The organism is Ruegeria sp. H7 (genome assembly GCF_056532945.1).
The window spans coordinates 67204-82315 of the sequence record NZ_JBQFNZ010000009.1; the positions used below are offsets into that span (position 1 = coordinate 67204).

The 15112-nt window shown below is 58.8% G+C and carries 13 protein-coding genes; 2 read left to right on the top strand and 11 right to left on the bottom strand.

What is annotated here, in order from left to right; all coding sequences use genetic code 11:
• Nucleotides 1-6 precede the first annotated feature (6 nt).
• The 6 genes from ACR0AC_RS17895 to ACR0AC_RS17920 form a co-directional block, all read right to left on the bottom strand.
• Nucleotides 7-273 carry a hypothetical protein gene (locus tag ACR0AC_RS17895; protein ID WP_170455850.1) on the bottom strand — a complete coding sequence of 89 codons (267 nt, stop codon included), beginning with the start codon at nucleotides 271-273 and terminating at the stop codon, nucleotides 7-9.
• A gap of 1 nt (nucleotide 274) precedes the next feature.
• Nucleotides 275-1612 (bottom strand): DUF6638 family protein, encoded by a 1338-nt coding sequence (locus ACR0AC_RS17900; RefSeq protein ID WP_480875221.1) that lies wholly within the window; start codon nucleotides 1610-1612, stop codon nucleotides 275-277.
• On the bottom strand, nucleotides 1609-2205 hold the full coding sequence (locus tag ACR0AC_RS17905; RefSeq protein WP_480875224.1) for a hypothetical protein: 597 nt from the start codon (nucleotides 2203-2205) through the stop codon (nucleotides 1609-1611). Before ACR0AC_RS17905 ends, ACR0AC_RS17900 begins: the two co-directional genes overlap by 4 nt.
• Nucleotides 2202-4133: an AAA family ATPase gene (locus ACR0AC_RS17910; RefSeq protein ID WP_480875227.1), complete on the bottom strand. Its 1932-nt coding sequence runs from the start codon at nucleotides 4131-4133 to the stop codon at nucleotides 2202-2204. The genes ACR0AC_RS17905 and ACR0AC_RS17910 overlap by 4 nt, the downstream gene beginning before the upstream one ends.
• Nucleotides 4134-4189: 56 nt before the next feature.
• A complete protein-coding gene (locus ACR0AC_RS17915; RefSeq protein WP_480875230.1) occupies nucleotides 4190-5308 on the bottom strand; it encodes a hypothetical protein in 1119 nt (372 codons plus the stop codon).
• Between the two features lie 270 nt (nucleotides 5309-5578).
• Nucleotides 5579-6658 carry a coiled-coil domain-containing protein gene (locus tag ACR0AC_RS17920; RefSeq protein ID WP_170524229.1) on the bottom strand — a complete coding sequence of 360 codons (1080 nt, stop codon included), beginning with the start codon at nucleotides 6656-6658 and terminating at the stop codon, nucleotides 5579-5581.
• A gap of 283 nt (nucleotides 6659-6941) precedes the next feature.
• Here ACR0AC_RS17920 and ACR0AC_RS17925 point away from each other — a divergent pair, with 283 nt between their 5' ends.
• Both ACR0AC_RS17925 and ACR0AC_RS17930 read left to right on the top strand, forming a co-directional pair.
• Nucleotides 6942-8417 (top strand): NAD-dependent succinate-semialdehyde dehydrogenase, encoded by a 1476-nt coding sequence (locus ACR0AC_RS17925; protein WP_170455864.1) that lies wholly within the window; start codon nucleotides 6942-6944, stop codon nucleotides 8415-8417.
• Nucleotides 8418-8550: 133 nt separating this feature from the next.
• A complete protein-coding gene (locus ACR0AC_RS17930) occupies nucleotides 8551-10734 on the top strand; it encodes an esterase-like activity of phytase family protein (protein WP_480875233.1) in 2184 nt (727 codons plus the stop codon).
• A 116-nt stretch (nucleotides 10735-10850) separates the two neighbouring features.
• On the opposite strand, the gene ACR0AC_RS17935 is transcribed toward ACR0AC_RS17930, so the two are convergent.
• The 5 genes from ACR0AC_RS17935 to glcF all read right to left on the bottom strand — a co-directional run bounded on the left by ACR0AC_RS17935 (nucleotide 10851) and on the right by glcF (nucleotide 15108).
• The gene (locus ACR0AC_RS17935; protein WP_170455868.1) at nucleotides 10851-11264 is read right to left on the bottom strand and encodes a DUF7684 family protein; all 414 of its coding nucleotides are present in this window, start codon (nucleotides 11262-11264) and stop codon (nucleotides 10851-10853) included.
• A gap of 218 nt (nucleotides 11265-11482) precedes the next feature.
• The gene (locus ACR0AC_RS17940; RefSeq protein WP_480875235.1) at nucleotides 11483-11950 is read right to left on the bottom strand and encodes an Hsp20 family protein; all 468 of its coding nucleotides are present in this window, start codon (nucleotides 11948-11950) and stop codon (nucleotides 11483-11485) included.
• A 124-nt stretch (nucleotides 11951-12074) separates the two neighbouring features.
• On the bottom strand, nucleotides 12075-12890 hold the full coding sequence (locus ACR0AC_RS17945; protein WP_170455872.1) for a trypsin-like serine protease: 816 nt from the start codon (nucleotides 12888-12890) through the stop codon (nucleotides 12075-12077).
• Nucleotides 12887-13678, bottom strand: a complete 792-nt coding sequence (locus ACR0AC_RS17950; RefSeq protein WP_480585895.1) for a trypsin-like serine peptidase — start codon at nucleotides 13676-13678, stop codon at nucleotides 12887-12889. The genes ACR0AC_RS17945 and ACR0AC_RS17950 overlap by 4 nt, the downstream gene beginning before the upstream one ends.
• A gap of 110 nt (nucleotides 13679-13788) precedes the next feature.
• Nucleotides 13789-15108 carry a glycolate oxidase subunit GlcF gene (gene glcF, locus ACR0AC_RS17955; RefSeq protein WP_480875239.1) on the bottom strand — a complete coding sequence of 440 codons (1320 nt, stop codon included), beginning with the start codon at nucleotides 15106-15108 and terminating at the stop codon, nucleotides 13789-13791.
• Nucleotides 15109-15112: the final 4 nt, after the last annotated feature.

Consider the following 15112-nt stretch of genomic DNA (forward strand, 5'->3'; position numbering starts at 1 on the left):
TAACCCTCACATATAATTCACAATATAGATCAGCACGCCGATTGCCACCCAAGGCACGACATAAACGCCCAGGATCAGTTTGCGCCGGAACGAATTATCGTAGACGTGCAGACCGCGTTCCACAAAGGCCTGTTTGTTGCCGCGCTTGCCCTTTTCGTCCCACCAACTTTCCAGCTTGCGGCGGCGTGCATTGCGCGAATAGAGCGACAGCGCAACATAGGCAACCGTCTGGATCACCAGCAGGATCAGAAACAGGCGCATCGCTCCGAACATCTCAGCCCTTCCTCACCGATCCCCAGGGCCCGACCCGCGCGATCACTGCCTCGCTGATCCGATCTTCGCCGGACATATCCGGCTCATGCCCGAACAGGGCCGCGCGGGCCCCGGCCTTGTCCACCTGATACTCGCGCGCGAGGAAGTCGGCAACATAGGCTTTCTTGGCCTCGGGCCACGTCTTATACGTGCTGTAGAACAGCTCTTTATGGCAGATGAACATCTGGCGCGGGTCCAGTGGGGCCAGTTCCGACAATAGCATATTCACAAGGTCCCGGTTTGGCGTATCGGCGGCCCGCAGTGTGTAGAAATAGGCCGGATGGTCCGAGGTGATGCGCGGCCATGGCCCGCCATCCGTCGCCCAGCGCAGCAGTTGCGCCAGACCGTGATACGCCTCGGGCAGGCGATCCGAATGATTGCGCGCCAGACGTCGCATGTCGCTGCGATCCAGCCCGGTCAGATCGACATCGGCATCTGCGGCGGCGGCGATGGTCAGGAAATCCATCTTCTGTTGCAGGATCGCGGCGGCATCTACACTGCGCGCCTTGACGATGGGTTCAACCAGATCGTTATAGTCCAGGAACTTGGCAATCTGGTTTCGTTGCGAAGGGCCAAAGACATATTTGATCGGCAGGTCGTCTGGTTTTTTGCCCATGCAAATCGCCGCCGGGTGGTCCAGATCGGGGAACAGATAGAGTCCACCGAAATGCGCCGTCCAGAAGTTGCGTTGCTCGAACGCAGTATGGCGCAGGTGGACCGGGTTGCGAGTGACGTCGCCGGTTTCCTTGGCCGTTTCGATCATTTTTGCGATCAATACGTCGTCGAACCACGCATCCTCTTCGGTCTTGAACCGTTCGACCATCCCCGCCAGTTGCTGTGCCTTGCGCAAGGTGCCGCCGGCGGTGTCAGCCTCAATCTCGATCTTGCGCAGGTTCAGCAGATCGCGGGGCGTGGTGAGTTTGATGACCGAGTTCACCAGCTCTCCGGCCACTGCATCGGTGGCGGTCAGGGCAAACAACTGCGCCTCGTTCATCTCGATAAATTCGCGCAGGATATCGCGCGAGGTCGAGAATTTGACGTTCAACAAAGGCGCGCGTTTCTGTTCGGTCGTCAGCAGAATGAACTGCCGATTGACCCCGTTGGGGTTGAGGTAGAGCTCATCCTCTAGCTCAATCCCAACCTCTGGCGAATAGCCCGAGATATCGACATGGAAATCCGTCAGCGCCGTGGTTTTGCCCGCCAGATGCTGCAACGCTCGGTTATACCGCTCGACCAGAGCCGGGCTGGAGATGTGGACGAGGTTGCCGAACATCAGGCCTTTTTCGATGAGGCGGATCATGTTTCATTCTCAGCAAGAACTTGAGCGTCTAGTATATCCTGTTTAAGTCTTCGCCACTCGCCTCTCAAAAATTCATTGCTAACTCTAGAGAGTCGTGTTTGCGTTTTCATTAGCGTCTCAGTGTCCGCTTCATTAAAGTCCGCTGTATACGCTTCATCCATAGCTTGAACGACGGCTAGCGCTTTTTTCTCTTCCAAGTTCAAACGCATGTAAATTTTCGTTCTAATCGCAAAGAGTTGGCTAATGTCGTCTATTCCGTCACGATGAAAAACTAGACGCGAAAACTCGGTTAAGTCGGAACGCATTTCGTCGATCCACTGTCTTCTGAATTCCGCGATTTTCAACTCAGATTGAACTTTTCTGTTGGCTTTTTCCCTTCTTTCAGCTGACTGGTTCGTTAACCTCGCCGTCAAAACAGCCAGCATAGAAACCAAGCTGAGAGTGCCTATTGAGATCAGTATGCCATCGAATTCCGATACAAAAAGCTCAATCTTATCAATCAATCCACCCGGGTACTTTGAAAGGGCTGCAAGGACGACTGGGGTAGTCGCCAAAAAAGTTAAAACGGCAAGAACTAAAACTAGCGCTATCACCCCTTCCCCTCCAGATACCGCCGCTTGGCCTCTTCCATCCGGCTCATCTCTCGCACCGCGTTTTCGATGGCGACCTCGTCGCTCTTGTCGGCATAGCGGAACTCGCTGTCAGCGTAGCGGTTGATCTCTTGCATCACCATCTCGACCGTGATCGGCTGGCGCAGGTCCTCGATCATGGCCTTCTTGGTGTCGTAGTCCCGGAACAGGAACAGGTCGGGGTTTTCCATCCACTCGTCGGGCAGTTCGAAATCCATCGCGCGGACCTTGACCGCATCGGTGATGTTCTTGATTGCGCGACCGGTGAACCGCTCATCCGCCTGTTGGATCGCCTTGAGGTAGGTGCCCAGCTTGGCGATCGTGTCCATCTGGCCGATCTCGCCAGAGACCCGGTCATAGACTTGCAACAAGGCGTCTTCGTGCGGGCGGGAGTGGCTTTCGAAACTGGCGGCGACGGCCTTTTTGATCTCCTGCGCGGCATAGGCGTCGTGTTCGCCCAGCGGGATGTCGTGGTTGCGGCCCATCAGCAGGTGCAGAATGTCGATGTAATCCTCGCGCGTTTGCGGCCCGTCCACCAGAAACCGCGCGCCTGCCCGCTGGCGCAGGGCGTCGTCCACATTCTCGGGGTAGTTCGAGAACATGCCAAAGGTGCAATTGCCGCGCACGACAGTGTTGGCGCCCGCAAAGCTCTCCATCAGAACGGCGGTGATTTCCAGTTGCCCGGCTGAGGACTGCCGGTCGCCGCGTTTGCCCGCTAACTGGTCGATATCGTCGATGGTGCCGAAACCGATGACCGAGGGGTCTTGAACCGTGTTGATAAAGGCCTTGGCGTTCTGGCCGGACTTGCCCTGATAGCTGTCAATATTGTCGGTGCTCAGGTTCTGGTAGCGGAACGGATAGCCTGCGTTCTGGCAATAGTCGTTGATCAGCCCGGCCATCATCTGGATCAGGGTGGTCTTGCCGGTGCCCGGTTTGCCGTCGCCCATGAAGGTAAAGATGAACCCGCCGAGTTCCGCGAACGGGTTCAGGCGACGGTCGAAATCATAGGCCATCAGCATTTTGGCCAGCTTCATCGCCTGATACTTGGCGATATGGTTGCCGACCACCTCGTTCGGTTTCTTGAACGTCATGGTCAGGGTGGTGGATTTGGCCTTTGAGGCGGGTTCAAAGCCCCGGATCGTCAGATCATCAGCCTCAATATGCCAGGCGGCGTTCTGGAACGGGGCCAGATGACCTGCGGTCTGGGCACGCAGGGCGGCCTTATCCATCAATTGCTCGGCATAGGCACTGGTTGCGGCGATCAGGTGGGTATCGTCGGGGGCGTGTTTGGCAAGGGTCTGGTCCAGCTCCCACAAAGCGCCATGCAGGGCGAGCTGGCCATTGTCGGTCAGAACCTCTTCGACCTCACCAATATCGACGGTGGTTTCGCCCAGATGCGAGGACATCAGATAAGCCAGCGCATTGCCGAACACGTGCGACGTAATCAGAGCCTCGGCCGTCAGCAATTCCGAGAATTCCGTCTTGCGGGCGGCATGCAAATCCCCGGCCAAATTCGCCCGCTTCAGATCAGCCAGCGGGGTCTGTTCCGCATAGGCCTCGGCCACGGCCAAAGCGATGGCAATGGCGCGTCGGATCGCCTGCTGAGTGGTCGCCTGCGGCGGAGAGACCAGCGTATCGCCATCATCCGAGGCCTCAATCCGTTCGACCAGATGCACGCCATCGGCCCGCACGGTGCGCCGCGTCACCAGTCCCGGCGTCGTGGAGCGAAACCGCCGCCCCGTTGACACGCCCGGAGACCGCTCAACGGCGGCCTCAACCGCCTTGGCAATCCGCGGCGCATGTTCGAACCCGTTCAGCAAGGCAGTCGCTGCCGGATAGTGCTTGCGAATATCCGCCTCGCGTAATTCCATCTGATCTGACGTCAAACTCATTTCATAACAGCCCTTGCTTCATCTTTTCTAAAATACTCCCGCCGGAGGCAAAAATTCTAATACCGCAACACCTGCCCCGACTTGCTGACCACAAACTTGCGCACATCGGCAAAACCCGGCGGGTTGCGCTCGGCCAGCACCTGAAAGGGTCGCTGAGGCAGGATGATCGAGCGTTGCGTGCGCGTCGCCCCGGTCTCGGCCCCCTGCCCGCCGAACGGGTCCAGCGCAAAGACCTCGCGCTCGACGGTGGAAAACCACCCGGCGCGTTCGCGGGTCACGTCTTCGCTCTCCAACTCTTCCATGGTCCAGGCCAGCGCCCAGTCCTGCCCCTGCGGAGATTGCGCGTCCTCCAGCACCTGCCGCAGCGGGCCGGATTGCTCGGTATAGGCCGAGGAATACATCGGACCCACATGGATACGGCGCAGGTGTTTGGGGTGCAGGTCGTCGAAATCCTGATCGAAGCCTTTGGCAATCGTCACCAGTTTCAACCCGCCCAGAGATTGCGCCATCAGATGGGCCTGCACCTCGGGCCAGCGGCGCTGGTCCTTGGGCAGGGCCGTCTTGCCGCTGTCCTCCAACTGCATCAGGTAAATGACCGGCAGGTTGATCTGGCTGTCATAGACCGCCCAGTGGATCATGAATTTGCGCCGCTCGCCTTCGTTTCCGATCCAGTGGCATTCGGGATCGTTGCGGACCCAGAACAGCTGACCTTTCAACAATTCCTCGTAATAGAGCCTTTGCGACAGCGCAAATTGCAGCTTGGTGGGAATTTCGCGGTCGCCAATGATGGTGCGGACCATGTCGGTTTTCAGGTCGTCTTCCGAGGGCATATTCGCCAGATGCACCTGCGCCTGCTGCGCGTCATTGGCCATGGTCAGCAGCTCGGCCGCCACGGGAAACCCGCTGTCGCGCTTGTCCATGGCGAGGCTGCCAAAGAACCGCCCCGTATCGCGCCCGACCAGCAGGTATTTCATGGAAAGCGCGCGGAAGGTGTAGAGCAGCCCCGAGAGGTACCGCGACACGATCCGCACCTCTTGCTTGCTGATCGCGCCCTCGGCCTCCATCGTCGCGGCCACACGCAGGAGGTGGACGGTGATCACCTCGAATTTGCGGAAATAGCGGCGCGAGGCGAAAGTGTCGGTCAGACCGACATGGTCTTGGGTGGGGTTAGTCATTGGCAGATTTATTACACCCGATTGTGCGGCATTGATGAAGTCGCCAAGGCAAAAGAAGAACTTCCGAGATTAGATACAATCCGAAAATCATCAGCCCGAAGATTATGCTCCCAGGCCCAATGTAAACGGCTAGGAAACCTAACAGTTTTAATACTCCACCTTCCGCATTCACTCTGTCGAAAAGAAGAGTGAGGCCATATATCGGGATCGGCCAAATCACGAGAAAGAGGCCAATCCCAAGCAACTTACGGTCTTTTCGGTTGAACCACCTCATCCGCCATACAAGTTCTTATCATGCTTCTCGACAATCGAGGCGAACCGGCGGGCAAAGCGTTCGTCCGCCTTGGCCTTTTTCTCCAGCACGTCGCGGGCAAAGACCATGTGGTCCTCATGCGCCTCAAGCATGTCGGCCATTTTTTGGTTGGTCGCGGTGCCGATGGCGGCCATGGCGGTTTGCGCCTCTTGATCCGTCTGCACGCCGATCTCGTTGATGCGGTGGGCCACGTCCTGCTGCTGCGCGGTTTTAAGTGATTTGGTCAGAGCGTCATACAGCACCACGCGCTGTTGCGTGTCCGTCTGCAGCTTGTTGATCAGCACCATCTGCGTCGCCGCCTGGTTCTGCAGTGAATCGACCCAGGTTTTGCCCTTTTCGATATAGCGCTCCAGCGTTTGCGATTTGGCCAGCTTGACCTGTTCTTCCTGAACCTTGGCGTTGTATTGCTTGTTCAATTCGGCCAGTTCGGTTTCCAGCTGGGTCCGCGCGGCGGCGTCCTGTTCGACCGAAATCTTGTTCTCCAGCGTGATAATCGTCGGGTCCATGCCCTGAATCTCGGTGCGCAGAGCCTCCAGTTCGGCAACAGTGGCCTCGCGATCATCCAGCGTGACGGTCAGGTTGTCCTCGACCTTGACGCGCTGTTCTTCCAGCACGGCCAACTGCCCTTCCAGCAGCTTCACGATCACGTCCGATTTGGCGATCAGATCCTGCAGCTTGTCGTCGATATTGGCGGTGCGCATCCGTTCCTGCCGCATCGACTCGGATTTACCTTTGGAGAAGACGCCGACAAACGACTCCCACCCGGTTTTCGAGCGCATCTCGTCGAAATCCTTGGAAAACGCGCTGGTCACGTCGTCCAGACCCATGATCAACTCGGCGATATTGGCGTTCATCACTTCTGTATGAGCGTGCACATCTTCAAGCGTGGCGTTTTCGATGTCGATATCCGCCTCGGCGGTGCCAATCTTGGCGCGGGCGGCTTCAATGCGCGAGGTCAGGCCTTCGATCTGCGATTGCGACTCGCGCACCTTGGTCTGAGTTTCCTGAATCAACGCCTCAAACTGCTGGTTCGACATCTTGCTATCCCTTTTTCCTTATATACCCAATAAGATAGGGAATGTTACGGTCATTTACATCCCCTTGACGTCCAAAATCCCGGAAACTTTGGCAAACTCGCACCCGAATTGAAAGGCAAGCAGGCGCAACCAGACGGTGAACCCGGCACTGCGGCGCAGCTGCAACGCTATCCCCGACAGAAAGGAACGCCAACTGGGATGATCCGCCCGCCACAGTGGCCATAGACAAAGCCCGCAACACCTGTTTGGGTGCGCGCAAACCACATCTGCCGGAGGCTAACCTATGCTGGACGCAACAACCGATCTGAAATCCCTGCTCAAGAACCCCGATCTTCTGGCAACCAAGGCCTATATCGGCGGTCAGTGGGTGGATGGCGACAATGGCACCTTCACCGTGACCAACCCTGCGCGGGGCGATGTGGTCGCCGAGGTGGCCGATGTCAGCCGCGCGCAGGTGGCGGGTGCAATTGCGCAGGCCGAGGCGGCACAAAAGGAATGGGCCAAGCTGACCGGCAAAGAACGCGCGGCAATCCTGCGGCGCTGGTACGATCTGATGATGGAAAACGCCGAGGATCTGGGCAAGATCCTGACCGCCGAACAGGGCAAACCGCTGGCCGAAGCGGTGGGCGAGATCGCCTATGGCGCGTCTTTCATCGAGTTCTTCGGGGAAGAAGCCAAGCGCATCTATGGCGAGACGATCCCGGGCCACCAGCGCGACAAGCGGATCATGGTGATGAAGCAGCCCATTGGCGTGGCGGCCTCGATCACCCCGTGGAACTTCCCCAACGCGATGATCACCCGCAAGGCCGGGCCTGCGCTGGCTGCGGGCTGTGCCTTTGTTGCGCGCCCAGCCAAAGAAACGCCTCTGTCCGCGATCGTTCTGGCGGTTCTGGCGGAACAGGCGGGCATCCCGGCGGGCGTGTTCAACGTGGTGCCATCGTCGCGCGCCAGTGAGATTGGCAAGGAGTTCTGTGAAAACCCCGGTGTGCGCAAGCTGACCTTTACCGGCTCGACCGAGGTGGGGCGCATTCTGCTGAAACAGGCCGCCGATCAGGTCATGAAATGCTCGATGGAGCTGGGCGGCAACGCGCCGTTCATCGTGTTCGACGACGCGGATCTGGATGCGGCTGTCGAAGGCGCGATGCTGTGCAAGTTCCGCAACAACGGTCAGACCTGCGTTTGTGCCAACCGTATCTACGTTCAGGCCGGTGTTTACGACGCATTCGCAGCCAAGCTGAAGGCCGCAGTCGAAGCGCTGAAGATTGGCGATGGCCTGACCGAGGGCACCACAACCGGCCCGCTGATCAACGCCGAAGCTGTCGAGAAGGTCAAAGAGCATATCGAGGACGTCACATCCAAAGGCGGTGCGGTGCTGACCGGCGGTCTGCCCCATGATCTGGGCGGCACCTTCTTCCAGCCGACCATCGTGACCGGCGTAACGCAGGACATGATGGTGGCGCAGGACGAAACCTTTGGCCCGCTGGCCCCGCTGTTCAAGTTCGAAGACGAAGATGACGTGATCGCAATGGCCAATGACACAATCTTCGGTCTGGCCTCGTATTTCTACGCCAAGGACCTGAGCCGCGTTTACAAAGTGGCCGAGGCGCTGGAATACGGCATCGTCGGCGTGAACACTGGCATCATCTCGACCGAGCTTGGCCCGTTCGGCGGCGTCAAACAATCCGGTCTGGGCCGCGAAGGCAGCCATCACGGCATGGAAGACTATCTTGAAATGAAATACGTCTGCCTGTCGGTCTGATCCAATCCGGCCATCGCCTTCGGGCGGTGGCCGACCCGGATGCGCTTGTCATCAAACTGAATCGAAATCGTCACAATACCGCAATGAACCGGGGTCATCCCTCTGGCGACCAACCCAGAGAGGATCCCAACCGATGTCATTGCGCTGTGTCTGCCTGACATCTGCCCTTGCCCTGACTGCCGGTCAGGCCATGGCAGAGATGAATTTCAACCGAATTGCGTCTTTCCCCGTCGTCAAGAACATGGCCGAAGGGGCCGATACCACTCGCGAAACCTCGCCCGAGATCATCGCGGCCACTGCGGATGGCATGACGCTGGTCTATACCGACAGCCCGTTGGGCGTGATCGGCATGATCGACATCAGCGACCCCGCGAACCATGCGCCGTTGGGTGCGATGGAAGTGGGGGGTGAACCGACCTCGGTTGGGATCATTGGCGACACGGCTTTTGTGGGCGTGAACACGTCGGAAAGCTACACCGCGCCGTCGGGCAAGCTGATCTCGGTCGATATCGCGGGTAAGGCCGAAACCGGTGCTTGTGATCTGGGCGGTCAGCCCGACAGCGTGGCGATCGCACCCGATGGCAGCTTTGTCGCCGTGGCGATCGAGAATGAGCGGGACGAAGACCTGAACGACGGCATCATCCCGCAACTGCCCGCCGGATCGCTGGCACTGGTGCCACTGAAAGACGGCGCACTGGAGTGCACGGGCATGAAAATGGCCTCGCTGACCGGTTTGGCCGAAGTTGCGCCCACCGACCCCGAACCGGAGTTTGTTGACATCAACGCCCTTGGCGAAACCGTCGTTACCTTGCAGGAAAACAACCACATCGCGGTTGTCGACAAGGACGGCAATGTGGTCAGTCATTTCTCGGCAGGCAGCGTGGATCTGGAAGGCATCGACGCCACCGACGAACGCGGCGCGCTGATTTTCACCGAAAGCCAACCGGGTCGCCTGCGCGAACCCGATGCAGTGAAATGGATCGACGACAGCCACTTCGCCACCGCCAACGAAGGCGACTATCAGGGCGGCTCGCGCGGCTGGACGATCTTCCACAAGGACGGCACCGTCGTTTATGAAAACGGCACCGAGTTCGAGAAGGCCATCATCCAGATCGGCCACTACCCGGATAAGCGTTCAGACGCCAAGGGCGTTGAGCCTGAAAGCGTAACCGCAGCAACCTTTGGCGGCACGCCGATGATCTTTGTCGGGGCCGAGCGTGCCTCGGTCGTAGGTGTCTATGACGCCACCGACCCGGCCAATCCGGTGTTGAAACAACTGCTGCCCTCGGGTGTTGGCCCGGAAGGCTATGTGGCGATCCCCGAGCGTAACCTGCTGATCTCGGCCAACGAAAAGGACTTGATCGAAGATGGCGGCCCGCGCGCGCATGTCTCGATCTTCGAGTATCAGGACGCCCCCGCCAGCTATCCGCACCTCACTTCGGAAGGCGCGGATGAACTGATCGGATGGGGCGCGCTGTCCGGCCTGGTCGCGGATGAGGACGGCATGATCTATGCGGTCAATGACAGCTTCTACGGTTTCCAGCCGTCGATCTTCAAGATCGACCCCAGCCAGCAACCTGCCCGTATCGTGGACGTGATCCGCATTCACCGTCAAGACGGCAACCCGGCGCAGAAGCTGGACCTGGAAGGCATCACGCTGGACGGCAAGGGCGGTTTCTACGTCGCCTCGGAAGGTCGCACTGACCGGGTGATCCCGCACGCGATCTATCACGTCTCGGCAGATGGTTTGATTAAGGACCGCAAGGGCGAGATCGGTCTGCCGCCGGAATTGATGGCCGTCGAAAAGCGCTTTGGTTTTGAGGGCATCACCAAGACTGGCGACACCCTGTGGATGGCGGTTCAGCGCGAATGGCAGGACGACCCGGAAAACCACGTGAAACTGGTCGCCTACAATCTGGAGACCCAGGAATGGGGAGCGGTGCATTATCCCAAGGCGGATCCGGAAACAGGCTGGGTTGGCCTGTCGGAAATCGTGGCCTTCGGTGACCATGTCTATGTCATCGAACGCGACAACCAGCACGACCACCGCGCCGTGACCAAAAAGATCTACCGCATCCCGCTGTCCGAAATGACCCCGGCCCCGCTGGGCGGCCCACTGCCTGTGGTCAGCAAGGAAGAGGTCCGCGACCTGCTGCCCGACCTGACCTCGACCGGCGGTTACGTTCTGGACAAGATCGAAGGTCTGGCCATCCTGCCCTCGGGCGAGGCATTTGTTATGACCGACAATGACGGCGTCGACGATGCCTCGGGCGAGACGATGTTCTGGTCGATCGGGTCGGTAACGGCTGGGAATTGAACCCACTTGCAACACGTTGGATGACCCCGCGCGAATTTGTGCGGGGTCATCTTGTTTTTTGACGTCAGCTTTGAGCCCAAACTACCGGATGCTGCGTGACAGACGAATGGCGGCCATCACATGTTCAGGTAAAGCTTCTCGATAAAGTCCCCGCGCTCCTGGGGCCCAAAATCGAGAACCAGAATGTCGTCTAGTTTTACGTCAGAATACTTGGTGCAATGCTTCGCGAACTCCACGGCTTCTTCAAGCGTTTCTTCGTCATGCCACGAAGTCATTACGAACTTTTCTTCGGGGTATTCGCCGTAGTCATAGAGTTCAAGAAAAGCCCAATCCACGCTATCGTCCCACAAGGTGCAGTCTAGACCCCACGCCAAAGCAAAGAGACACCCAGCTTTCACGAGAGCCCCGCTGACTTCGTGCCTGTAGTCAGCATCCACCTCGCGCTCAATAAGTATGAGGCACTTGAAGCTCGTCATTTCTTTCGGAACCGAAATTGGAATATCGGCAGGGAGAAACAGGTACTTGAACATCATAAAATTGGGCGATGTAAACGCGCCAAAGTCAAGTTCGTATCAACTATGAGATGTATGGATTGATGTCAAAACAGACATCTAACAGCCTTTGCGAACGGCAGGTTTGTCCGCATAGCGAACCTCCAGACACAAAAACAACGCCCCGCGTCTGGAGGAACGCGGGGCGTGGGTTGCGACAGTCTGGGAGGAGGCGACTGTCGCGGGACTTTCAGGCGTTAGTTGACCGCCTTGGCGTCAACCACGTCCTTCTCGATGGATTTGGCCGAAGAAATCTCGATCCGGCGCGGTTTCAGGGCTTCGGGCACTTCGCGCTTCAGGTCGATGTTCAGCATGCCGTTTTCGTGGCTCGCGCCGGTGACGCGGACGTGGTCGGCCAGCGCGAAACGACGCTCGAATGCGCGGGTGGCGATGCCACGGTGCAGGTAGCTGCGCTCCTGATCCTCGGCGGCTTTCTTACCGGCCACGACAAGCGAGTTTTCCTTCACTTCGACGGACAGGTCTGCTTCGGAAAAACCGGCGACAGCGACCGAAATCCGGTAGGTGTCGGCGTCGGTTTTCTCGATATTGTATGGGGGATAGCTGGGCTGAGCCACGTCGTTGGCCAGAACGCGATCCATCATGTCGGCGATCTGGTCAAAGCCAATGGTGGCGCGGTGCAGCGGTGCAAAATCAAAAGTACGCATGTGTCGTATCCTCATCCTTGAGCGATTTACGATATATGCCCTCCGAACGGACGGGCGATTTCAACTGCCAGGCCCCGTTTGTGGCGACCCGGTACAGTTCACATGGGTAGCATTTTGACCAAGTTCAACCCCCGCCCGAGCTGATGAATTTCGCGCCGGAACTGGACTTGCCCGTTCCGACCTGCAACCGGCGGATCGACGCTTTGGGCTGGGGCGCGTCGCGGCGCATGATTGCTTTGAGGTCCGAGACCACGCCCTCAAGCTCCATCCCAAATCCGGTCTTTCGGCCACCCTGCACACTGACGGCCGAAACCACGGACAAAATCTGCCAGCGCGAGCCGTTCTTGGCCAGAATGGCTGACCCGGACGAGCCGAAGGTGATGTCGCAATCAAAGGTGATCAGCCCCTGCCGCCGTTGCAGAATACGGCACGAGCGTTCGCGCGTAATCGCCTCGGCCCGTCCGCGCCCGTATGAGGCGATGCTGATCTCACCATTCGCCACCCGCCCGTTATGCAGGGCAAATGGGTCAGCGATGTCATAGGGGATCGGTTCTTCCAGCCGCATCAGGGCGACATCGTCCTGAATACTTTGAACGGACAGGGGCGCGTTTGCGACATAACCGGGATGGGCGGCGATCTGCACCACCTTGCGTTCAGCCAATGCGGTGCCGTTGCTTAGGCCCGCGCGAAACGTAACCTCGCCCGGCACATAGGGTTTGCCGGTTCGCTTGTCCAAAGCGCAATGTGCGGCAGTCAAAACCAGATCCTGCGCAATCAGCGTTCCGGTACAGAAGGAACGCGTGCCGACATCCAGCCGGCCGATCGCTTCCCACCCGTACAGATCCTCTCGATCTGTCAGTTTGCGCTTGTTGGTCTGGGCCTGCGCGGTGGTTGCAATGACGGATAGACCGAGAAGAAAACAAAGAATGACCCTGATCATGGCTTGACGAACCTCGCCCCTACGTTTTTGCCCCCACCGTTTCCTGACGCCGAGGATGTGAACCCGCGCCCTGCCGCAAGCTCGGCCTGCAACAGCTCAAGCGCGTGTTCGACTGCGGTGCCAATGGCCACGCTTTGCCCGTCCATGCTGGCCTTGGCGGCCACGACCGAGACGATGCGCGGCTCGGGCCCCGAGAAGGAAAAGACCGGCGCGCCGGAAGCCCCGAAATCCACATCGCAGGACATGACCAGAATACCCGCCTGCCGGTTCATGACCGAACAGACCTCTTGCAGTGACGGGGCCTCGGCCCGATCCGCCGCGTAGGACACCACGCCGACCTCTTCGCCGCGTTTCGGCTGCGCGCCGGTGTCAAACGGGGTCACGGAGGTGTTTCGAATTGGCTGCCAAAGCTCGATCAAGGCAATATCCGTGCTGACACGGTCAGGCGACGCGTCGGCACCAAAGCTATAGCCCGGATGAATCACCGCCTGCCGTGCATCGCGATAGGCCAAGGCCCGCCCCAGACGCCAGCCTGCTAGAAACTCGATATCCGCCAGATCGATGATCTGGCCGGTGCCTTTGTTGAAAAGACAATGCGCGGCGGTCAGGACCAGATTCGGCGCAACCAGCGTTCCTGTGCAAAACCCCACGCCCTTGATGTTCAACCGACCGACAGCCATCCAATCCCGACCGGAATCAGAGGTTTCCAGGCTTTTTAGCCCGGTGTCCTGTGCCGCTGCCGTGAAAGGCAACACGCACAGCGCCATCGCTTTGATCCATTTGCGCACGCGGTACTCCGCCCGTTTCCTCCGGCCCACTGTCTTATGGGGCGCGTGCGGCGAAAATAGGGCGGATTGGGTTTTGTGACCGATATGATGCCACCGGGCATCACGCGGTTTCAGCGCAGGATTGGCACGTCTTGATTTGCCCGGCTGGTGGTCAGTGCCCGGGGCTTCGGCCCGCCGGTTGCCCAGTCCAACAGCTCGACCGTATGCACAATCGGAACCTCGGTGGCCGAGCCGATCTGCATCATGCAGCCGATATTCCCCGCAGCGATAATATCGGGCCGTTTCGCCTCAAGCGTTTTGACCTTGCGCTGCTTCAACTGGCCCGAGATTTCGGGCTGCATCAGGTTATAGGTACCGGCACTGCCGCAGCACAAATGGCTGTCTGCGGGTTCCACCACCTTGAACCCGGCCCGCTTCAGCAGGTCTTTCGGGTAGGTCTTGATCTTCTGCCCATGCTGAAGCGAACAGGCCGCGTGATAGGCAACGGTCAGGCCCTGATCCCTTTGTTCAGGCAGGTCCAACTGCATCAGTACCTCGCTGATATCCATCGCAATACCCGAGACACGCGCAGCATCATCGGCCAGGATATCATTGCGGAACATATGCCCGTAATCCTTGACCGTTGTGCCGCAGCCCGAGGTGTTGATGACGATGGCATCCAGCCCGTCTCGATCCATTTCGCGGGCCCAGGCCCGTATGTTGGCCGCCGCCGCAACGTGACTGTCACGACTTTTGCCCATGTGATGGGTCAGCGCCCCGCAACACCCGGCCCCTTCGGCCACCACAACCTCACAGCCCAAACGGGTCAGCAACCGGATCGTGGCGTCGTTGATATCGGTGTTCAGAGCCTTCTGTGCGCAGCCCGTCATCAGCGCAACGCGTTTTCTGCGCGGGCCGATGGGCGCAAAGCTCTGCGGATCGTCATTGCGACTGACCGGAGGGATGTGTTTCGGTGCCATGTCCAGCATCGCCCGCAACCGCGCATCCGGCATCAGGAACCGAAACGGACGGCCCAGCTTGGCCCCGATCAGGGCCCAGCGAAACCGTATCGGATAGGGCAGAATTTGCGCCAGCACCCAGCGCAACACCCGATCCGACAGAGGGCGCTTGTAATTGTTCTCGATATATTCCCGCGCGTGATCGACCAAGTGCATATAGTGCACTCCGGATGGGCAGGTGGTCATACAAGCGAGGCAAGACAGACAACGATCGATATGCTTGACCGTTTTCTCATCCGGCACACGGTCATTCTCAAGCATGTCCTTGATCAGGTAGATGCGACCCCGGGGGCTGTCGAGCTCATCGCCCAGCACCTGATAGGTCGGACACGTGGCCGTGCAGAACCCGCAATGCACGCAACTGCGCAGGATGTCGTTCGAACGCTGGATCGCCGGGTCCTGCAGTTGCTTTTCGGTAAATGTCGTCTGCATCTGT